The following is a 21,162-nucleotide window of genomic DNA, read 5'->3' as shown; positions in this document are numbered from 1 at the left end:
TTATCTATTTTTACATTTCCGTGCTGCGTTGGCATTAGCTTTCTTATCTTTTCATATTGCTCGTCTGTTATTTTCATACTATCATTATAGCATACTTTAGATAGCAGGAACACTACCTAACAGGCACCCAACAAGCCACCGAAATTGTCAGCGGTGCGGCGACCGAGATAGAACAAACCGGTAACCGGCTATCGGCCGGCAGCAGCGAGCAAGCCGCCAATGCCGAGCAGATTAGCGCTAGCATCGAAGAAATGGGCAGCATGATAGTTAAAGCCGCCGAAAGCGCCGACCGCACCGAAAAATTTGCCGAAGAAGCCGCTAAAAATGCCCAAGAAGGCGGCCTAGCCGTTAGTAAAACTGTTACCGCTATGCAAAGTATTGCCGAAAAAATTAGCATTATCGAGGATATTGCCGGCCAAACCAATTTGCTGGCCCTTAATGCCGCCATCGAGGCCGCCCGGGCCGGTGATGCCGGGCGCGGTTTTGCTGTGGTGGCCGGCGAGGTACGCAAATTGGCCGAACGCAGCGCCGTTAGCGCCGCCCAAATTAGTGTGCTCTCTCAAGACAGCTTAAACATTGCCGAAACGGCCGGCCAATTAATTAATAATATTGTACCGCAAATACAAGCCACCACTCAGCTTATCCAAGAAATAGCCGAGTCTGGCCATCAGCAAAGCGCCGGCATTAAACAAATAGAAAAAGCTATGGCCCAGCTGGATAGCATAACTCAAAGTAATGCCGCCAGCAGTGAAGAACTGGCCGGCAGCGCCGAACAGTTAAACACCCAAGCCGCTAAACTTAAACAAGAAATGGCTTTTTTCAAAATTAAAAATTAAGAATTTTTACAATTATTAATTAATTATCCACTGCATTAAATATTTCGCTAAATAAGGGGATAAGCTGCTTTTTGCGGCTAAGCACTCCTTTCATAAAATATAAATTTTCTTCGTGCTTAGGGTAAGGCAGTTTGGCAATAAAATCGCTGTCGCCCTCTATAAATAAGTAGCTGGAAAGTTTGCTTAAATCGGTAAGCATTAGGCAGGCAAAGTAAGCATTTTGCTCGGTTAATTGCCGCCTAAGTTCCGTTAAAAAAGTGGCCCGTTCTTTGGTAAAGCCGCCCACATTGGTGGTTTCTATTTGGCTAATTAAATATTTTTTGCCGCCGCGTTCGTAAATTTTTTGGTCCATCACAATTAAATCGTGCGGGTTTTTACCGCTTATGTTATCGCTGGCTTTAGCTATCTCGGCCGCTAACTGCTCAAAGTTAATATGAGCAATGGTAGCCAGCTCGTGGGCTATTTTGTGGTCAAAATCGGTGGTCGTTACACTTTTTAGGCCGATAGTATCGCTAATAATACCGCCTAACAACAGGCCGGCTAACTCTTTAGGGATAGGCGCTTTTTGCGCCCTAAATTGTTCGGCAATTAAACTGCTGGTACTACCCACCACCCGTGTTACAAAGGTGATAGGCTCATCGGTTTTAAAGAGGCCAAGTTTGTGATGGTCTATCACCTCGAGAATTTTGTAATTTTCTATGCCCTCAATACTCTGGGCCAGCTCGTTATGGTCTACCAAAATAACATTAACTTTGGGCTCTTTCATTAAATCACTTTCGCTAATAATGCCGCACAGGGTTTGGCTATCGTCATCAACCACTGGCAGGGCGCGCGGTTTAGCCGCTAGTATTTTAGTTTTAGCCTTTTTTAAAGGCAAATCTACACCCACACTTTCTATCACATCGGCCGCATCAAGCACCGGCGCACTGTACATTAACATCATACTGGTGGTAGTGCTGTCGTAAGGGCTTACCAGCACCGACACCTCGTTTTGCTGGGCCAGCCGGCACAGCTCGGGGCTTAACAAAAAACCGCCGGTAATAATGAGCAGCCTTACTTTTTTTTCGATGATAAAGCGTTGTAAATCAAACCTATCACCAATAAGTACCACCAAGTTAGCCGGGTTTAAACTGCAAATGGCCTCTTTTAAAGTAGCGGTATAATCGGCCCCCACTAAAATGGCAAATTCTTCAAAACTGGCGGCATTGTATTTGGTTAGTTCTTGCCCCTTAATGGTTTGGCACATTAAATTAATACTGCTATGCACGGTAGCTTGCCGCTGCGGGTTAGCTTTGTTTAAAATATAATGGGCAAAACTTTCGTAATAAAGTAAAGCCTGATAATGCCCTTTAGCGTTGATTACCGGCAGTAAATCTAAGCTGTTAGCCGTCATTAGCTGCAAAGCCTCCCACAAACTGGCGTTACTGCCGATAGTTGTATCGGCCGCTTCGGCGTAGTGTTTAACTTTAGGGATTAAATCGGGTAGTAAGCGCGGCAAAGGCACGCCAAATTTCTCGAAAATAAACTCGGTTTGGGCATTAGCGCTGCCGGCCCTTACCGCTTTACAATTAGGATTACCCAGCGCCTGTTTTAAATAAGCATACGCATACGCCGACACGATAGAATCGGCATCGGGATTAACATGGCCTATCACGTAAGTGCGTTTTTCTTTATAAATACCCATTTTACTTATTAAGTATAAATGACCGCCGCGTTATTGTCAACTAAAAAGTTGAGAACTGAAAGGTGAAAGGTGAAAGGTGAAAGGTGAAAGGTGAAAGGTGAAAGGTGAAAATTAATACTTAAAAGATAAAAAATTTTAATTCATTTATTTATAGTTGCTTAAGGCAATACATCGATAGGTCATAATTATATGCGGCTAAAATTTTTATAAGTTCGGTGTTAAAAAAAAGATTTAATTGCCGGCTATAAACATTACCGCAACCCATATAAAATTCGTGCCATAACCCTTCGGCTTTAATAACCGCTAAAGTTTTTATCAGGGCCGTTATTTTATTTATAATTATATGGTTCGTTTCCTCGTCCATAACCATGCAAGAATATATATCATCTATTAGTAATAAACTATTTTCCATTTTTCGGCCTGTCTTGATAACGGCGCCATCTTGTTTGGTGCGGATAATCTCCTCATCTTTAGCACGGTAGGTAACCGCATAACCATCTAACGCCGGAATTTGCTCTTTAAAATCGGTTTCTGCTAAAATGCGTAAACAAATTCTAAATTTTTCGGCTCTTAGAGGGACGGCCGCTTTCCTCCAGCGGCATTTAAAATTTAAGGCATAATTATATTTGGCTAAAACTTTAATTAACGTGTTGTTTAGATAAAACCCAAATTGATTGTTATAATTTTTACTTATAATATAAAGTTCCCGGCTTAAATCGTGGGCCTTAACTTGTTCTAATACTTTTAAAAGCGGCTCTGCCTGTAAAGCAATTTCCTCGCTTTGCGGGGCGGCTAAAGCATATTTACTATTATGGCTCTCGTAACCGGTAAAAATAGCAATAAGTTTATTTACCTCTGATGAGGAGGGATTATTAAATGGCTGCTTACTTTTTTTACGATAAAAAACTTTACAATTCTTTAGCTTTGGGATTAAGTTTTCAAAATTATGGCTGTACGATTTAAGCCGCAAAGCCACCACTAACGATTCGTTTAAAATAATTATTACTCCTTAAATAAAACTGTATAAAATAGGCGCTGCCAGTGCACCGTCTTATTTACTAATAGTTCTTTAGTTACGGTAAATTCATCGTTACTTAATCCCGCCGTTTTTAAAGCTTCGGCTAAAGGGCTGCCTTCTTTAAACCACTTTTCTACCAAGTGGTTAGTTAAAGTTAGCTCTTCGTTTAGTTCCAGCTTATTTAAGATAAAGTTTAATTTTAAATTATTAAAATATTTTTCGTAATAACTTTCTTGTCTGTTGGCATAAAGCAAAGCTTCGGCTGCGGCAAATTTGGCGGCTAAATTAGCCGGCAGCAGCCGGCTAAGCAACGTACCTACGCCGGCTAATAAAACTAAACCGCTTAAACTAACTTTAGCTGCCTGCTTAATTATTTCTAAATCTTTAGGTAAATAGATTAAAGCTAAATCGTATGTTTGCTGGGGCGGCAAAGTGAGTGCCAATTCGGGCTGGTTAAGCGGCGGCAAGCCTACATAGTTCCAACTTAGCTGCTCTTGCTCGCTTTGGTTAGCCGCTAAGGCCGTTATTTTACCTTCCGGGCATTGGCGCAAGGCCTCGTTAATTAAAAAACCGCTTTTATCGCCGGCTATTAAAAGGGTGCTATGGCGTTGCGGCTTTAAGGATTCAAAAATTTTAGCCCGTAAATAATTAAGATTTTCCCCTTGTTGCTCTTCGCTGCGTTTAAGCCACCCGCTGGTTTGTTTGCTTAAGGCAGCTGGAGTAAAACTAAGTATTTCGGCTTCGTCATCGTTAATAATGGCCAGTTGCAGTTCGCGCCGAGCCAGCACTTGTTCTTTGATGGTGGCCTCGTAACCTTCTTCGCTGGGCCGGTAAAAAAGCCGCCCTTTTAAGCCGGCCGGTAAATAATCTTGCGCCACCCAATGGCCGTGATAAGCATGCGGATATTTATATCCTTTGCCATCACCCAGCTCGCTATCGCGGCTGTTATCACGCAGGTGGCCCGGTACTTCGGCGGTTTTTTCTTCTTCTACGGCCTTTAAGGCATCAAAGTAAGCTAAAACGCTGTTACTTTTAGCGGAGGTAGCCAAATATAATGCCGCCTGTGCCAGCGCAAATTGCCCTTCCGGCAAGCCTAAACGATGATAACTTTCGGCCAAACTCACCACAATACCGGCCGCTTGCGGGTTAGCCAGCCCAATATCTTCGCTGGCGCTAATGTACATACGCCGCCATAAATAATCTATATCTTCACCGCTGGCTACCATACGCGCCAGCCAGTACAGTACGGCATCGGGGTCGCTGCCACGGATACTTTTAATAAAGGCCGAAATATTATCAAAATGATAATCACCATCTTTATCGTATAGGAGAGCTTTTTTTTGAATCGACTCTTCGGCCACTTGTAAAGTAATGGTAATAACGTCGCCGGCCGGCGGCGGAAAGCTGTTTGGTGTAGTCTCTACCGCTAGCTCGAGAGCATTATAAAACAGGCGGCAATCGCCGGCGGCTACTTTAACTAAATGCTCTAAAGCCCCGTCTTCAAAATTGATAACGTAATGACCGTAACCGCGCTCTTTATTACTTAAAGCAAAATGAGCCGCTTTAAGTAAATCGTCATCGGTTAAATGTTTAAGCCTAAAAATACGGCTGCGGCTTACTAAGGCCCGGTTTACCTCGAAAAAAGGATTCTCGGTGGTAGCCCCAATTAAAATGATGGTACCGTTTTCGGTGTGCGGCAGCAGGGCATCTTGCTGGCTTTTGTTCCAGCGGTGCACTTCATCAATAAATAAAATAGTTTTACGGCTGTAAAGCTGGCTTTGCTGGGTAGCTTCATCGATGGCGGCCCTTAACTCTTTAACCCCCGCCAGCACAGCATTTAAACTGATAAACTTACTTTTAGTGGTGGCGGCAATAATTTGGGCTAAGGTGGTTTTGCCGCTGCCCGGCGGCCCGTAAAAGATGAGGTTACTTAGCTGGTCGGCCTTAATGGCGCGCCGTAATAACCTGCCCTCGCCCACAATGGCCTCTTGGCCAATAAATTCGTCAAGGTTTTGCGGGCGCAAGCGATGGGCTAAAGGCTGATGGCTGCCGGCGGCGGTAAATAAATTCATAATTTACCCTATTTATCGGCAGTTATTAAGTTAGCCTGCATAGATAATAAAAAAGCCGGCGGTAAAGCCGGCTTTTATTTAACCCCTTACCTTGCAATAGTAGGCTGCACCACATGCAAATAAAGATAACTAATTTGGGCTAAAGCATCGGCCGGCGTTATGCCGGTAACTTCGCTGCCGGCTATCATCGTAAAGGCATTACTTACCGGTGTCCACGTAAAATCGCGGCTGGTTACAGGCTGCACATTATTATAGTTCCCCCAGTTACCGGTGGTAAATTCGTATTCTCTTACGGTGGTGGAAGAGGTAAACATCATAATATAAAATTTATAATTAGTACCAACTTGGCCGCCATAACGCATAAATTGGGCGGCAAAGGTCCCCCGGGCCAACCATGCACCATCACCGCCGGGATAACCGGCCACCCAATGCACGGCGCTATCGGGCATAGCGCTATAGTTAATATCTGGACGCGGTCCCGAAGTTTGCGGCATATTGCCTAAGCCCAACACCAAACTATCACGGCCCAACGCCGTTACCGTTACATCAATAAAAGTTACGGCGCCGGTAAACAGCTGCTCCAAAGCGGCCTGTGCCGCAAGGTTTACCTGCGTAGTAGGGCCGGGAAAATCAAAATTTACCGTTAAAACAATTTGGGCATTGTAGTTAGCCGAGCTGCCGGCAACTGCTCCATCAACGGTATAAGCGCTGATAACCACATTAGCGCCGCCCAAATTGGTTACCGCACTGGTAATAGCCGGCTGGCTAGGCAAGGCAAAGCTGGTCCCCGGCGGTAAAACGGCAGCGCCGGCATCGTTGCCAACAACCGTTACAGCCACATTGTTAAAGCTGGTAAATAAAGCAACAACAGCCTCGCGCGCATCGGCATTAGCGATGGCCTGCACGTTACTATCAAAGTGATAACTTACCGCTACCGTAATAGGAGCCGTTGGCAAGGCCATATCTCCAGCTGCAACGGCAGCCCCATTAACGGTATAAGCAGTAACATTAACAAAATCGGCCCCTAAATTATCGATGGCATCTATAATATCTTGCGAGGCCGGTAAAGCAAAAGTTATCGGCGGCGCCGTTGTGCTGCCACTCCCATTACCGCTCCCCCCGCCATTCCCGCCGCTGCCGCCCCGGCTAGAGCGGTTACTGCACGCCCCAAAAGCCAGCAAAGTAAGCGTTACTAAAACTAACCCTAAACGTTTTATCGTATTTGTACTCATTACTAAGTCTCCCTAATTAATTATTAAAATAAAACCCCTTATAAATTATAAGCAAGCTGTTTAAGGCCGGCTTATAGCAAGCAAAAAGCTAGCTGTACACTAGCCTTTTACTTAAATAAAGTTACTTAATTTCTGGTAGGAAATACTACCTCTAAATAAAGCTCTTCTATCTGCCGTAAAGCATCGCCGGGAGGAATCCCGCTTACTTCGCTGCCCTCTATAAAAACAAAATTACTGCCGCTCCAATTAAAATCGCGCGCGGTTACAGGCAAGATGGCGCCGTAATTACCCATATTGCTGGTGGCAAACTCGTACTCTCTAATGGTGGTAGAATCTAAAAACATTAAAATATAAATACGCTGATAACTGTTGATGGTTACCCCATAGCGCATAAACTCGTTGGCAATATCGCTGGTTATCCAGCGTCCGTTACCGCTAGGGTGGCCGCGCAGCCAACCCAGAGCGCTGCTGCTCATGGTATTGTACCTCACACCTACTCTGGGGCCGGCATTACGGGCCAAAAAGGTATCCATTTTACGCACCGAAATATCGTGGCCAACGGCCGTTACCGCTACATTGTAAAAGTTGGTAAATAAACCCACAACGGCGCTTTTTACCTCCATATTCACATCTGTCGTCGGGCCGTTCACGTAGTAGGTTACCGTTATTCTAATTTCGGCGGTAGACAGGGCTGCATCACCGTCATTAACCAAGGAATCATCGGCAGTGTAAATAAGGTTGTTTACGTCTATATTATTGTCGCCGTTAATTAAACTGCTTATAATATTTAAAATTTCTTGCCTTGTAGGTAAAAGATGCTGCACCGGCACAAGATTAACACCAACAACATTACCTATAGCCGTTACCGCTACATTGTTAAAATCGGTAAATAACTGTACAATAGCCCTTTGCGCCTCTAAGTTTACCTGTGTAACGGGGCCGGCAAAATCGAAAAATACAATTACCTCAATTTCGGTATCACCCATAGCCGTGCTCACTTGGCTAATATCGCTGCCGTTAATGTTATACGTATCAATAATCACATTATGGCCGCCTAATTGCTCCACCGCCGCTATAATAGCTTCTTCGCTGGGCAAATCCCAGTGGACCGGCGGTACAGTTACCGTGCCGTTACCGTTGCCATTATTACTGCCACTACCACCGCTCCTGTTACAGGCCGCCAAAGCTAATAAAGTTAATACCAATAAACTTAACCCTAAACGCTTTAAAGTCATAAATCCTCCCATCTTTAGTAAATTGTTAATATTTGTATCCTCCTCTCTCTTAGCTTTAAAAAAAGGTTACTTATCGGCTATTAGCAAGCCAATTTTTACTGGCTATTAGCCGGTAAAAAGCGATAACCACGAACCGCACAAAAAGCACGAAATAAAGAACTTGATTTTTTGCGCCTTTAGTGGTTCCTAAAGCTCTTTAACAATGAGCTTCAATGCGCTAAACTAAGCTTCATGAACACCGATAAACTTATAGCTTGGTTTAGCGCCTCGCCGCCTTTAGCGTGGGAGACAGAAGGCTTAATCCGCGACGGTTACCAAATTTGGCTGCTGGAGGTAATGTGCCAGCAAACTACGGTGGCCACCGTGAGCAAACGTTTTGCTTTGTGGCTGAAGCAATTTCCTACCATCGAGGCGCTTATTGCCGCCGGCGAGGCTGCGGTGCTGCGGGCTTGGGAGGGGTTAGGTTACTATAGCCGCGCCCGTAATTTATATAAAACCGCCTGCCTTATCGGCAATAAAGCTTGGCCTGCTAACGAGAAAGAACTTTTGGCTTTACCGGGACTCGGGCCTTACACCGCTAAAGCTTTGCTGGCGCGTATTCATAACTTACCGGTACTGGCCGTTGATGCCAATATTAAACGCATTCTTATGCGCTACTTAGCTAAAGAAACGATAAATTTAGATGATGAAAAAAGCTGGCAAGCCGGCCTAAGTGAAGGCTTTAAACAATACGGTGGGTATATTATAAACCATGCTTTATTACGCTTAGGGCAGCTGGTATGCAAAGCCCAAAAACCTTTATGCCCCGAATGCCCTTTAAATGAAAGTTGTTTAGCTTACCAAAAAGGACTTACCAAAGTTATTCCGCCGCGTAAACAAAAAGAAGTTACCGCTTTAAGCGCTTTAACGGCTGTTTTTTACGACCCAAAGCAACAGCTTTTGTTAATTGAAAAACGAGGCGATAAAGAGATTGGCAGCGGGTTATATGCCTTGCCGCGTTATAACCTTAATGAATTAGAAGCTTTACAAAATAAATACGGAGCAGCTTTAGGCCTGCCTGTAAAAATTCATAACTATACTATGTATCGCGAAAAATTATTGCCCTATCAATTTAATATTAACAGCAAAGAATTTGAGTTAAAAAATAATCAATTTTTTGTGAGTTTAGACACACTTGATGCTTACACTTTTTTGTCGGTATACCGTAAAATTATAACAATAATTAATCGTTAATTACCTGCCCAAAAGAACAAGAGGCATTTACTCATCTTTAGTTTTTAACCTTTGGCAGGTGTTCGGGTTTTAAAGTATTATCCATTTCTTGTTGAAAACAATTTACTAAATGTCCTAAATCTAAGGCTTGATAGCCGCACATAGATAAATCGTAAGCTAATACGGTAGCCAAAGCGCCGCCGGCAATATAAAAAATCCAATCTTTATCAAAGTGTTTGCATTGGGCCAAAATCGTATCATATTCTAGCCATGCCTCGAGCGGCGGTATAGCAATAAAAGCTTTTTCGGCAATATTATCAAATAATCTAGGCTCATCTATGTGCCTGCCTTCCTTAGAGGTAACAAAGACAACTTTTTTATTACTCCATATCTTGCAAAGCAGCATTACCTGTGCCTCGCCACCCCTGCGTGATATATTTGTATCTCCGTACAAAGAGGATAGGTCTAATAATGGCAATATTTTACTAAAATTTTTATCGCTCCATTTATTCCAAAAAACAGTATCGGGGGTTACTAAATTGTCCGCTGGCAAACAAATTAAACAATTTGGATTTTCATGCGGCCCAAACTTTAAAATATGCCTTAACTTTTGCGTTAAATCTGTATGGGCTTTCCCAAAGGAATAATCTAACCCCAAGCAAAGGTCAAGCTCTCCATCACCGTATCTTGCAACCGATTTTCCGTTAATAAGAGCGTTAACGGTATCAAGCCAACTTAATGTTTTGGGCGCAAGCGAAACCCGCTGTAAACTTTTAATTACATTAAGCTCATGCATTAACGGCTCATTAAAAGCATAACGTATCTTTTTTAATATACTTTTCATATCAATTTTGGTAACTATCTTTTTATAAGCAACCTACTATTTAGTCTCTAAAATGAATAGTTACGTGTCTAATTCTAATACAATTTAGCAAAATGTCAAGTATATTTTCTGTAAATTTTTACATTTTTCTATTATAACAATTTTAGACAACTAAAATGTTGTGTATCAATATTTTACAAATAAAAACAATGGGTTTATAAAGCCTTCACTTTAAATAGTATTAATAAGATGGAGAGAGTAAGGTGAAAGGGTATATTTTGAGTGTTATTAATTATTAACTTTCAGTTTTCACTTCCGTTTTTTTACCTATCTAACGCTATCCGGATATTGATTGGTTAAAATGGCAAAACCGCGCCGCTCTTCGTAAAAGGCCGCAAGGCTGCCTAAGTAGTTAAGGCCATCGTAAAGGCCAAACCACTGCTGAAAATCATCGCCCAGCAAGGTAGCGTTAGCCATAAAATCGTAGATGGTAGGTTGCGTACTACGGCTATGAATGGTATTAACAATAACAACCCTAATAACATAGTTGGTGCGGTAATAATCGGCGACAATTTGGCCGATACGCGGCTCGCGGGCATAAAATTGTAAGATAGAGGCTATCATTTCCTCCGGCGCCGGCTCTAAGGTAAAACCAATAAAGATACCGCGTTCGCGCTCTTGGTAAACATAAAACGGCTGGACAATATGCGGATTGGTAGCAGTGGCAGTAATCAGCCGTAAATTACGGCCATCAATAGTGATAGAGGGGTTTTGCGCCAGTAAACTATCTAACTGTTCTTTAACGGCGGCGTTTAAGGTAACGCTGGTTAAAAAGCCGTTTTCTTCGGTTAAATCGATAATCCGGCCCAAGCCAAAATCAAAAATCTCGAGGTGGTGCGGGTTTACCCGGTTTAAAGAATGCCCCCAGCGCTGCGGGTTGGCATCTTCGTACACAAAAATATATTGGTTGGTCCAAGTAGTTTCGCCGGTATTCCCTTGCCAGCTTTGGGTGGCGAGCGTACCGGCTGTAGCTATTAAAATAATTACTAAGCAAAAACCTTTCATCTTATTGTTATATCGGGCGGGCGGCCTTGTATCTTTAATGGGACTGCCGAGCTTGCGGACAAAGAGTTTAGATAATAAAAGATTGGCTTTGTACCACATTTTAAAATACAAAGCCAAAAGTAAGAAAAAAATTATGAAAAACAAAAAAACAAAAGAGCCACAACCACCAAGCTTACGCTCTTAGCTCCCCCTGTTGGACTTGAACCAACGACCCTTTGATTAACAGTCAAATGCTCTAACCAACTGAGCTAAGGAGGAATAATTTAATCTTTAACGATTGTAGCTTACCCTTAAAAAAAAGTCAAGTGCTTTAACTAACTTTTTTAGCGGCCCCTGACGGCCGGCTTATTTTTGTTAATAATAAATTTTATTAAAAATTGTGTCGATAAATTAGGCAGTATAATAATAGTAGCAGGCTTGCTCATAAATAGCTTATTATTTGTTTAGCTAATTAAAGGTGAAAAGTTAATTTTTTACTGCTTTTAAATGATAAAGTTTTAAATAATTTGTTATACTAAATATACAGGTAAGTAAAAATGCGGCCTAAGCTAGGCAAAAGGCCTTAAAGGAGTAAAAGCAAGCAACAATTTTACAGCGTGCTTGTTAAAAATTAATGATAAATTTAAAAAAAAATGTACCAAAAGTTCATTATTATAACCAAGATTTCGTCGATATTTATGTGCGCAGCTGGAATATTATAGACGATTGCTGGCTAAAAGGTAACGAGCAAAATGGCTTCGAATCGCTTTTTTTTAGTACACCGCACGCCGTAACTTTAAACCAGCTAGAGGCTTGTTATTCGGTATTTTACTTAGTTTACTCTAACCGTATCTACCAAGCTAACTCTACCCTCGATAATTTTTACAAAAAACAAGAAGAAAACGGGGCGATACGCGGCCGTTACAATTTAAGTGATGGCCAGCCCCTTTTAACTGCCGGCAACCCCGAAGGGATTTTGCCACCGCTTTTTGCGTGGAGCGAGTTTGATTTATACCATAAAACCGGTAATAAAAAACGCATTAAAGAAATTTTACCTATTTTAGAGCGTTATTTTGCCTTTATTGACAGCATAGCTTTTAACGAAGATTTCGGCCTTTACGCCGTCCCGCTGGAGGCCACAGGTATGGCCAGTTCGGCCCGGAGCGGCGGCCATTTTTTTATTGATTATAACTGCCAAATGGCCATTTTTGCCCTTTATATGGCGCAGCTGGGCGATATACTTAACGATAAAGAGGTAGCTTTTACTTATAAAAAACGCTATTTTATGTTAAAAACTAAAATTAATAGTTTAATGTGGGATAGCGATAATCATTTTTATTATGACCTAGATAGTAACGGTCAGCAAATTAAAGTAAAAACTTTGGCGGCTTACTGGAGTTTAATTGCCGAGCTGCCCAGTAAAGAAAACAGCGACTTATTTATTAATTACTTGCACGATAAAGAGGTGTTTGGAGCGGCTAATCCCTTTCCTACTTTAGCTTTAAACGAAGAAGGTTTTGATGAACTTGGCGGCTGCTACAACGGCAGTGTGCACCCGGAGCTTACCTATATGGTGATAAAAGGACTGGGCAAAACCGAAAAACACGACTTTGCCCGCGAAATTGCCATTAGACATTTGTATTTTATTTTGGGTACTTACCATACCGAAGGCGAATATAAAGGGGCGCTTTGGCAGGCTTATCAGCCTTTAAAAGATGGCCAAGCTATTATGCTGCACGATGGCGTTAATATTAACCGGCGCGACTATTTAGTTATGGTGGCTTTAATTACCATTACCACGATGATAGAAAATATCGTGGGGCTGTGTATTAGCTTGCCGCGCAAAACGGTGGACTGGGTGGTTTCTATCCTAGAACTAATGGGGATTGAAAATTTATCGCTCAAACGGAATATTATTTCGATTATTGCCGTTAAAAACGCCCGCAGTAACTGGGAAATACGGCTGGAAAGCGAAAAACTTTATTATTTTACCATTAATTTATTAGACAAAAAGAAAAAAACCCTGCCCATACCCAGCGGCCGGTGCAGTATGTTACTGGATAAACTTTAATGAATTACTTAACCGATATTAAAGCAGAGGAAATAACTGCCAACCGCTTTAAATTAAGCAATCTTATTTACGGCGGGGTGCGTTTGGTGAGTTATAGCCCGTTAAAGCTGCACTTTATCGCCGGTGATAGCGAGCAAGTAGTTACCGCCGGGAACACAGAACGCAGCGGGCAAATTATAGGTTACTACGGTTTTGATGAATTATTAATTGAGGGTGAAGTAACTAAGGTATCTATCTTTATTTATCATTGTTTGCCTTATAGAATTAGTCCTTATAAAGCAAATAATTTAACTAACTACCAGTTAGCGGCTCATCAAACTTTCTTTTTTAATTATCAAGAGCTTGTCTTTCATCATTTAGCTACCAAACACCGGCCTAAAGCCGGTTCGTTGCCGCCGTTTATGTTGGCGGCCGGCAAATTTTTTAGCAAAGAATTTTTTAATAAAAACTTAAATTATCAATACCGGCCGTTTAATATAGAGGCCCGGTTTACAGTTAGCTTAAGCTACCTTATTAAACAAAAAAATAGCCTGCAAGAAAGTTTGTGGCTAATAATTGCTCTAGCTACCTACAGTGAATTATGGGGTAACGATTATTTACTTAACCAAAAAGAATTTATTGTTACCAGTTTTTGGCGGCTTTTAAGCCACCTAGATGATAACGCCCGCCTTTATTTAAAGACCGAAGAAGGAGAATATGAGGCGGTGCATGTGCTTATTTTTTGGGCTTTAAAGCATTACGGTCATTTTTTTAATTTTTTAAACGAACCAGAGTTAATGGTTAAGTCGAGCAAACTTTACAGTTTACGTAACAATTTTTATTTTAATTATGTTAATTTTGAGCAGGCCGCTTTACTGATTTTAGCTGATATAACCGGTAATAATGCCGCCGAACAACTGCTAACCCATTGCCAAAATGCCGATGTGATGAGCTTGTTAAAGCCGGAGCAGCTTTATCTGCTTATCGCCGCCTTAAAATTACTCGGCGAAGACAAATTGGCCCGGCAGATAGTAAGCAGTTTTAATTTTAGCAAATATTTAGGCAGCGCTTATTTAACGGCTTTGGCTTTAGTATAATTTTTAAGACTGTTTTTTATCAAAGGTGAGTAAAGCTAACCCTAAAATAATAAACGAGGCTAAAAAAATAGCCAGCCACACCAAAGCCATCGCTAGACCAACTGAGGGTATATCCATAAAAAAGTAGGGGTAAAAATTAATTTTACTGCCGATATTGGTAAAAATTAACCAATAAACCAGCGGGAAAATAAGAGCGATTAATAAATGCTTAAATTTAAACCGGCCTTTTTCTTCAAAAATAAAATAATTAGCCAGCACCAACACCATCGCTAAAAAGTGGGTGGAAAAGTTAGCAAAGCCGGAGATAATGGGCTGGTTACCGGCCAGCGGTACCAAAACTAAGTTGTAAATTAAACCGGTTATGGTAATGGCCAATAACGAAGCAAAAATTAAATAAGGACGAACTGGAGTAAATTTTTTATGGCTGTAAAAAATTAAAGCTAAACTAAAAGCAATCATCACTAAAATGTTACTTTGATAGGTAAAGTACCTAAGTGATAAGTAATTAAAGCCGCCGTCTTGAGTAAGGCCAATAATTACCCCTAAAGTAATAATAACGGTACTGATTAATAAATAAAGTTTATGGATAAAATTTTTATCTGTTTTTAATTTAAAGGGAGTAGGCATAGCTTAGCCTCCTTATATTTTGTATAATCATTCTTTTTATTTCACTCGTCAGCTATTTTAACACTGCTTAGCTTATTTGTCAATGAGTAACTTAATCTAAATGGCCGGCGCTTATACACCGCCCTGCCTTGCCAATAATTAATAACTTTGCTATAATAGTAAAGTGAAGAAAAACTGGCTGTGGCCGATTTTATTAACAGCTTTAACTTTAGCGCCGGTTTATGGCCAAAGCAGAGTAATGCGGCCGCTTAGGCAGCTGCCCCTTTCTAACCATCAACTGGTGCTTAATTACATCGAGCATTACAGCCAGCCGCACGAATTGGTGCAGCTTAGCCGCACTTTAGCCCGTGCCGAAGGGTACATTAGCCATATTAGCGCTAGGCTTACCCACTACGGTTTACCGGCGCAACTCATTTATTTACCTTTAATAGAATCGAGCTTCAGGGCCGATGCCGTCTCGCATTCGGGAGCGGTAGGCTTGTGGCAGTTTATCGAGGGAGCCGCCGCCGTTTACGGCCTTGTGATGGATAACTACCGCGACGACCGGCGCGATTTTTATTTAGCCACCGAAGCCGCTCTGCAAAAGATAAGCGACGAATATCGCTTATTTGGTGATATTTTACTGGCTATCGCCGCCTATAACGGCGGTATTGGCCGGGTACGCGCTGCTATAGAGGCCTGTGCCGAGCTGGGGATTAGCCCTACTTTTTGGAATATGCTCGATTACGAGCTGCTGCCGGCCGAAACCATGCACTATGTGCCGCGCCTTTTGGCGATAAGTTATGTGGCCGAACGCGAACGCAAAGCCGGTACCGTTCCGGCTTTGCGCAGCTATCAATGGCTGGCCGGCATTCCGGCCGAGCCCGGTTTAAGCTTAGCCAACATTGCCGAGCGAGCGGGCATAAATTTAGACGAACTTATGGCCAATAATTATGGCTTAAATTCGGCCTATTTACCGCCGGCGCATGCCAGCCGTTATCTTTTAAAGGCCCCAACGGCCCAATTAGCCGGCTTAAGATTAGCGATGATAGAAGAAGCTTTAGAGCATGGGCAGCAGCCTGTTTTTTACCATATCCACCGGCTTACCCCCGGCGACAGCCTGCGTTTGGTGGCGCGTAGCTTTGGCTTAAATTTACGCGAATTATTACTTTACAACCCGCACCTTAACGGGCGGGTAAATGTAGATGCCTTAGTGGTTGCCCCTAAGAAAAATGTAGTCCTTAACGGTTATCATATTGTACAGCAAGGCGAAAATTTATGGCGTATCTCGCTGCGCTTTGGGTTACGGGTAAGCGATTTAGCCTATCTTAATAACTTAGAGGCCGAAAATGTTTTGCGGCCGGGCACAAGGCTTTTAGTTCCTCTCTAAAAATGCCGTTATTAAAGTATAGTTATGAAAGTAAAATTATTAGCCCTCATCTTTATTTTTTTAGCCGGCTGGACCAGCCCGCAAAGCCCTGTTACCATCGAGCGGGTTATCGATTGGCAAGAGCGTACCGTTACCTTTTATTTAACTACCGGTGTCGAGGTGAGCCGTATGCCGGCCGCTAGGCAAAGCGGCGAGGCCTTAATTGATAGGCTTAAAGTAAGCTTAATCGCCGAAAATTTACAAAGCTTACCCTTTGATAGCTGGGGCGGCTTAACTTTAGCCCTGCCGCGCAGCGGTAATGTCAATTTTAATCTTAATGAAATAGCACGAACGGCCAGTAAAAATTATGCCGTTTTTACCGCCGATATGCGCAGTTTAAGGGTAGCTTACAGCCTGCCTTTTGAGAGTATTACGGCCAATGTAACTTTGCAAGGTAACGGTTATTTGCCGCCCAATATTATGCCCAGCACTACCCCTTTTAATTACACAGGGTTAGTCATTTACGCCGCTTTACCGCTGCTGGTGCGTGATGATAACAACTTGCTGGAGTACCTGCGCCCCAGTTTACTGCCGAGTATCTTTGCCGAAAACGGCCAAAGCTTGCTTACCCCTCATATTGTGAGCAGCCCTTTGTTGCAGCAATGGGGCACGGCGGCCCATAGTTACAACGAAGACAGCCTAACTTGGCCGCGTGAACGAGTGGGTAATAACCCTTTAGTTATTTCGGCCCGGGGGATTAGCGGCAGCGGCCACAGCGATGCTATTATTAGCAATAGCGATGCTAACCGTTTATTAGCTAGCCAGCAAGGGCGCGATATTTTACGCAGCGGCCGGGTATTATTTATTATTACCGCCGCTAACGATAATGACGAACTGCTTGCCCAGCTTAGGGCCGACCGCGAACTGGCGGCCAGTATGGCTTTGGATAGGGATTAGGAGTTGTCATATTAATTTATTAAAAAATATTTAAAGCCAAGCTTTATATGGCCGTAAGGTATTATAGCAAAAATTACATTTTAAGCTAAATGTTTTTGTATTATAGCACCTAATTAATGAGGTAATTAAAAATTATGCTGAAATTGTTTTCTGTAAAAAATTATAAAAATTTTAAAGAAGAAATTATCTTTGATTTTTCTAAAACGCATAATTATGACTTTAATAATGACTGTCTTAAAGATGGCTTTGTAAATAAGGCTATTATTTATGGCTATAATGGTGTGGGGAAAAGTAATTTAGGTAGAGCTATTTTTAACATTGTTGGCCATATTACAGACAAGAGAACAGATGTGCTAGAAGAGAGTAATAACAAAGCTTTTCTTAATATTGATAGCGATGAGAAGTTTGCTAGTTTTAATTACGTATTTAAGTTTAATAATGACGAGGTTGTTTACAAATATAGTAAAACAGAAAACAAGATACTGATTTCAGAAAACCTTAGTATAAATGATAATATAATTCTTTCTTATGATAACGGAAATGAAAATATTATTATCAAACTTGATGGGGCAGAACATCTTAACCGTAGTGGTATAAAAAATAATAAAACTTCTTTAGTAAGATATGTTGAAAGGAATGCTATCTTGAACCCTTCAGAGAATAGAGACATATTTAATAAATTTCTAAATTTCGTTAATAGAATGCTTATGTTTTGGGATACTAAAGAAAGAAATTATATTGGTTATTTTAATGGAGAAGATGATTTAATTGATAATATTATTAGGAATGAGCATCTTAATGATTTTAAGAAATTTTTAGACGAAGCTGAATTTAAATTTAACCTTAAAACTGAAAAACAAGTTGATGGTAGAAATGAATTATTTTTTGCCGGAAAGAATAATAAAATTCCTTTTATGCGTAATGCTTCTTCTGGAACGCGTTCCTTGACTTTACTTTATTATTGGTTACAATCGTTTCGTTTTAAACAAGATAATCCGCCAAGTTTAATATTTATTGATGAATTTGACGCTTTTTATCATGCGGAACTTGCCAGATTTGTGATTAAAGAACTTAAAAAGAATAATTGCCAAGTTATAGTTACGACACATGATACATACCTTTTAACCCATAAGTTACTAAGGCCTGATTGTTGTTTTTTAATGCGTAACGATAAAATTATTTCTTTGACTGATGCAACTAAAAGGCAAATATATGAGAATGATGATGTTGAGATGATGTATAGGGCAGGACTTTTTGATGGGCAGTGGTAAAAAAGAAAGCTTTATATTAATTGTAGTTGAAGGAAAGAAACTAGAACCGAAAATTATCGATTCAATCAATAAAAATTTACAAATTTTTAACAATGAGCAAATTAAGTTTTGTTATGAAACTCATATCTATGATTTGTACAAAAGAAAGCGGAAAGAAGAAAATAAATTTAAAACTCTCTTGAGTTTACTAAAAGAAAAGAAAGAGCAAGATGAATCTTTTAAAGATATAGATGATGAACAAATTGTAGATAGATATTTATTTTTTGACCACGATGTGCATCATCATGATAAAGATAAAGAGACTAATATAGTAGAAAATAATCAAAAAGTTAAAGAAATGTTAGAGTTTTTTGATACAGCGGGAGATAAATTTAAAGGAAAGCTTTATATAAGTTACCCAATGGCAGAGGCTATCAAAGATGGAGAAAATTGTGATAATTGTAAATTGTTTCATTGTTATAAAACTGTTTATATAAATGATAATAAACACTATAAGGAGAACATAGGTTGTAAATCCTGTTATACTGATATTTTAAATTTAACCAAACAAGATTGGCAACATATTCTAACAATTAATTGGAACAGAGCTAATCAATTAATGAAGCTATATCCTAATTTTGTTTTTTCAGAAAACTCCTTAATGCAACCTATAGATAGTCAACAAGATATATTTTATAAGCAAAAAATAATGTGCCAAAAAAGTAATGAGGTAGCCGTGCTTTCGGCTTTTCCTCTATTTATTTTGGAGTATCTTAATAATGAAAATAAGCAAAAACTTATTGAAAATTTAAGCAAGTAAAAGCTTTTTTAAATATCTTCCCCCTTTACAAACCACCTCAATCCCATTAAAATAACTTTATGCCTAAAGCAAAATCGGTATTTATTTGTAAAGAATGCGGCCACAACCAGCCGCAATGGACCGGCCGCTGCAGCGGCTGCGGTGAGTGGAACAGCCTTGCCGAAGAAAGCGTTAGCAAAACGGCAGAGACCGCCAGCAGTTCATTTTTTAAAGGTAAAGGGCAGCTTACGCCGCTGGCCGCCATTAAAACCGATAACTTTCGCCGGTATTCATCGGGCTTTAGCGAGGCCGACCAAGTGCTGGGCGGCGGTATTGTGCAGGGCGGGGCTACTTTGATAGGCGGCGAGCCGGGTATTGGTAAATCTACCTTAATGTTACAGGTGGCCAATCATTTTGCTAACGGTAAGTTTGGCAAAGTACTATATGTAAGCGGCGAGGAAAGCCCGGCTCAAATTAAAATGCGTGCCGATAGGTTAAAAGTAAGCGGCCACATCGAGATATATTCGGCCACCGACCTTGAAGCGGTGCTTAAAGCTATCACCAATATTAAACCGGCGCTGGTAATTGTGGATTCGGCCCAAACTTTATACAGCAACGAGGCCGGCTTGATACCTGGGACAACCTCGCAAATCCGCCGCTGCTGCCACGAGCTGATTGGTATTTGTAAAGATTATAACACCGCTTGTTTTATTGTAGCCCATGTAACCAAAGAGGGCGCCATTGCCGGCCCCAAAGCCATCGAGCATTTGGTAGATACGGTAACTTATTTTGAGCAAGGTGATAACGACTTAAGATTGTTACGTGCCGTTAAAAACCGTTTTGGCGCCGTTGATGAGTTAGGGCTGTTTACGATGCACGAAGATGGCTTGCACGAAGCCAATTTAAAAGATGCCGCTATTAGTTTTAAACATGAATTACCCGCCGGCAGCGCCATTGCCGCTAGCTTTGAGGGCAGCCGCGTTTTTTTGCACGAGATACAAGCCCTGACGGTAACCGGCAAAGGAGGCAACGCCCGTGTTTACAGCGAGCGCATTGATAACGCCCGCGTGCAGCGTATCGCCGCCGTGCTGGAGCGCCACGCCGGTATTCGTTTTAGCGACCAAGATATTTACGTAAACGTCTCCGGCGGTATCAAGCTCACCGAAACCGGTGTCGATTTACCTTTAGCCTTAGCCCTCTATTCGGCCCGGTTGGGTTTAACTTTGCCGGTGGGTCTTGCCAGCGCCGGCGAGCTAGCCTTATCGGGTAATGTGCGCGAGGCCAGCCATAAAACCCGCCGTGCTAAAACGGCCGGCGATTTGGGCTTTACTTTTCTTTCTCCCGGCAGGAAAGATAAAACCGCAGGTTTTGTGAATGAGCAACACATCAGCGCCATTTTAAAGCAGGTGGCACAAAATAGTTAATAATTAAAAACTAAAAATTAATAACCGGTATCTTCCAATGATTAATTCTTACTTTTTAATTATTAATTTTAAAGTGTAGTTTTATAGCTCCGAAAGTTGTGTACTAAGGAGATTAACTATGCCCAATCAATTAAACCACGCCGTAAAAATTATTATGCAAAACTACCCCACCTTTCCAGCCGGTAAAGAAAACGATGGCTACTTTTTAACCAGCCACATCTTTTTAGACCGCGCCTTAAGAGGCGATTGGAAAAGCCTTAAGCACATTATTGATTATTTACTTAAAGATGAAGAGACCGCTAAAAAATTTGATAAAGCTTTAAAAATAGCTATGAACACTCATTTAAGGCCGGTAGAGGAACAAGACGGCTATTTAGCGTTAGCTTATACTTTATTAGAAGAAGCCTACAATAATAGGCATGGCAAAGCTTTAAGATTTTTGTTTGATTACTTA

The 21,162-nt window shown here is 41.3% G+C and carries 18 protein-coding genes and 1 tRNA gene; 10 read left to right on the top strand and 9 right to left on the bottom strand.

The features are described from left to right. Positions 1 to 260: 260 nt before the first annotated feature. Positions 261 to 836, top strand: a complete 576-nt coding sequence (locus tag FWE37_04490) for a methyl-accepting chemotaxis protein (GenBank protein MCL2520246.1) — start codon at positions 261 to 263, stop codon at positions 834 to 836. A gap of 19 nt (positions 837 to 855) precedes the next feature. Here FWE37_04490 and FWE37_04485 read toward each other — a convergent pair whose 3' ends face one another. From FWE37_04485 to FWE37_04465, 5 genes are all read right to left on the bottom strand, one after another. Then, positions 856 to 2,520, bottom strand: a complete 1,665-nt coding sequence (locus tag FWE37_04485) for a putative manganese-dependent inorganic diphosphatase (protein MCL2520245.1) — start codon at positions 2,518 to 2,520, stop codon at positions 856 to 858. Positions 2,521 to 2,668: 148 nt separating this feature from the next. Beyond that, on the bottom strand, positions 2,669 to 3,499 hold the full coding sequence (locus tag FWE37_04480; protein MCL2520244.1) for a hypothetical protein: 831 nt from the start codon (positions 3,497 to 3,499) through the stop codon (positions 2,669 to 2,671). 23 nt (positions 3,500 to 3,522) lie between these two features. Beyond that, the gene (locus FWE37_04475; protein MCL2520243.1) at positions 3,523 to 5,610 is read right to left on the bottom strand and encodes an AAA family ATPase; all 2,088 of its coding nucleotides are present in this window, start codon (positions 5,608 to 5,610) and stop codon (positions 3,523 to 3,525) included. 86 nt (positions 5,611 to 5,696) lie between these two features. Further along, positions 5,697 to 6,842, bottom strand: coding sequence for a hypothetical protein (locus tag FWE37_04470; protein ID MCL2520242.1), 1,146 nt, complete (start codon positions 6,840 to 6,842; stop codon positions 5,697 to 5,699). Between the two features lie 125 nt (positions 6,843 to 6,967). Then, positions 6,968 to 8,077, bottom strand: a complete 1,110-nt coding sequence (locus FWE37_04465; GenBank protein ID MCL2520241.1) for a hypothetical protein — start codon at positions 8,075 to 8,077, stop codon at positions 6,968 to 6,970. A gap of 231 nt (positions 8,078 to 8,308) precedes the next feature. On the opposite strand from FWE37_04465, the gene FWE37_04460 reads away from it, so the two are divergent. Next, positions 8,309 to 9,310 carry a hypothetical protein gene (locus tag FWE37_04460; protein MCL2520240.1) on the top strand — a complete coding sequence of 334 codons (1,002 nt, stop codon included), beginning with the start codon at positions 8,309 to 8,311 and terminating at the stop codon, positions 9,308 to 9,310. Between the two features lie 37 nt (positions 9,311 to 9,347). Here FWE37_04460 and FWE37_04455 read toward each other — a convergent pair whose 3' ends face one another. The 3 genes from FWE37_04455 to FWE37_04445 all read right to left on the bottom strand — a co-directional run bounded on the left by FWE37_04455 (position 9,348) and on the right by FWE37_04445 (position 11,435). Next, complete coding sequence (locus FWE37_04455; GenBank protein ID MCL2520239.1) at positions 9,348 to 10,133, bottom strand: GT-D fold domain-containing glycosyltransferase; 786 nt, start codon at positions 10,131 to 10,133, stop codon at positions 9,348 to 9,350. Positions 10,134 to 10,439: 306 nt separating this feature from the next. Beyond that, positions 10,440 to 11,177, bottom strand: coding sequence for a hypothetical protein (locus FWE37_04450; protein MCL2520238.1), 738 nt, complete (start codon positions 11,175 to 11,177; stop codon positions 10,440 to 10,442). 184 nt (positions 11,178 to 11,361) lie between these two features. After that, positions 11,362 to 11,435, bottom strand: a tRNA-Asn gene (locus tag FWE37_04445). Positions 11,436 to 11,793: 358 nt separating this feature from the next. Between FWE37_04445 and FWE37_04440 the strand changes: the two genes are divergently transcribed. Beyond that, positions 11,794 to 13,227, top strand: a complete 1,434-nt coding sequence (locus tag FWE37_04440; GenBank protein ID MCL2520237.1) for a hypothetical protein — start codon at positions 11,794 to 11,796, stop codon at positions 13,225 to 13,227. Then, on the top strand, positions 13,227 to 14,303 hold the full coding sequence (locus tag FWE37_04435) for a hypothetical protein (GenBank protein ID MCL2520236.1): 1,077 nt from the start codon (positions 13,227 to 13,229) through the stop codon (positions 14,301 to 14,303). Before FWE37_04440 ends, FWE37_04435 begins: the two co-directional genes overlap by 1 nt. Before the next feature lie 3 nt (positions 14,304 to 14,306). On the opposite strand, the gene FWE37_04430 is transcribed toward FWE37_04435, so the two are convergent. Then, positions 14,307 to 14,930: a Pr6Pr family membrane protein gene (locus FWE37_04430; protein ID MCL2520235.1), complete on the bottom strand. Its 624-nt coding sequence runs from the start codon at positions 14,928 to 14,930 to the stop codon at positions 14,307 to 14,309. A 163-nt stretch (positions 14,931 to 15,093) separates the two neighbouring features. Here FWE37_04430 and FWE37_04425 point away from each other — a divergent pair, with 163 nt between their 5' ends. From FWE37_04425 to FWE37_04400, 6 genes are all read left to right on the top strand, one after another. Further along, positions 15,094 to 16,299, top strand: coding sequence for a LysM peptidoglycan-binding domain-containing protein (locus FWE37_04425; GenBank protein MCL2520234.1), 1,206 nt, complete (start codon positions 15,094 to 15,096; stop codon positions 16,297 to 16,299). Between the two features lie 24 nt (positions 16,300 to 16,323). Then, positions 16,324 to 17,235, top strand: coding sequence for a hypothetical protein (locus tag FWE37_04420; GenBank protein ID MCL2520233.1), 912 nt, complete (start codon positions 16,324 to 16,326; stop codon positions 17,233 to 17,235). 134 nt (positions 17,236 to 17,369) lie between these two features. Then, positions 17,370 to 18,506, top strand: coding sequence for an ATP-binding protein (locus FWE37_04415; GenBank protein MCL2520232.1), 1,137 nt, complete (start codon positions 17,370 to 17,372; stop codon positions 18,504 to 18,506). Next, positions 18,490 to 19,305, top strand: a complete 816-nt coding sequence (locus FWE37_04410) for a hypothetical protein (protein ID MCL2520231.1) — start codon at positions 18,490 to 18,492, stop codon at positions 19,303 to 19,305. The genes FWE37_04415 and FWE37_04410 overlap by 17 nt, the downstream gene beginning before the upstream one ends. Positions 19,306 to 19,364: 59 nt before the next feature. After that, entirely contained in the window at positions 19,365 to 20,708 is a 1,344-nt protein-coding gene (radA, locus tag FWE37_04405; GenBank protein MCL2520230.1) for a DNA repair protein RadA, read from the top strand. Between the two features lie 118 nt (positions 20,709 to 20,826). Beyond that, positions 20,827 to 21,162: hypothetical protein (locus FWE37_04400; GenBank protein MCL2520229.1), on the top strand; the 336-nt coding region annotated here is incomplete at its 3' end.

Source organism: Spirochaetaceae bacterium, assembly GCA_009784515.1.
Taxonomy (GTDB): Bacteria; Spirochaetota; Spirochaetia; order WRBN01; family WRBN01; genus WRBN01.
The sequence above is the reverse complement of the archived record's forward strand: the minus strand, read 5'-3'. Positions and strand labels throughout refer to the sequence as shown.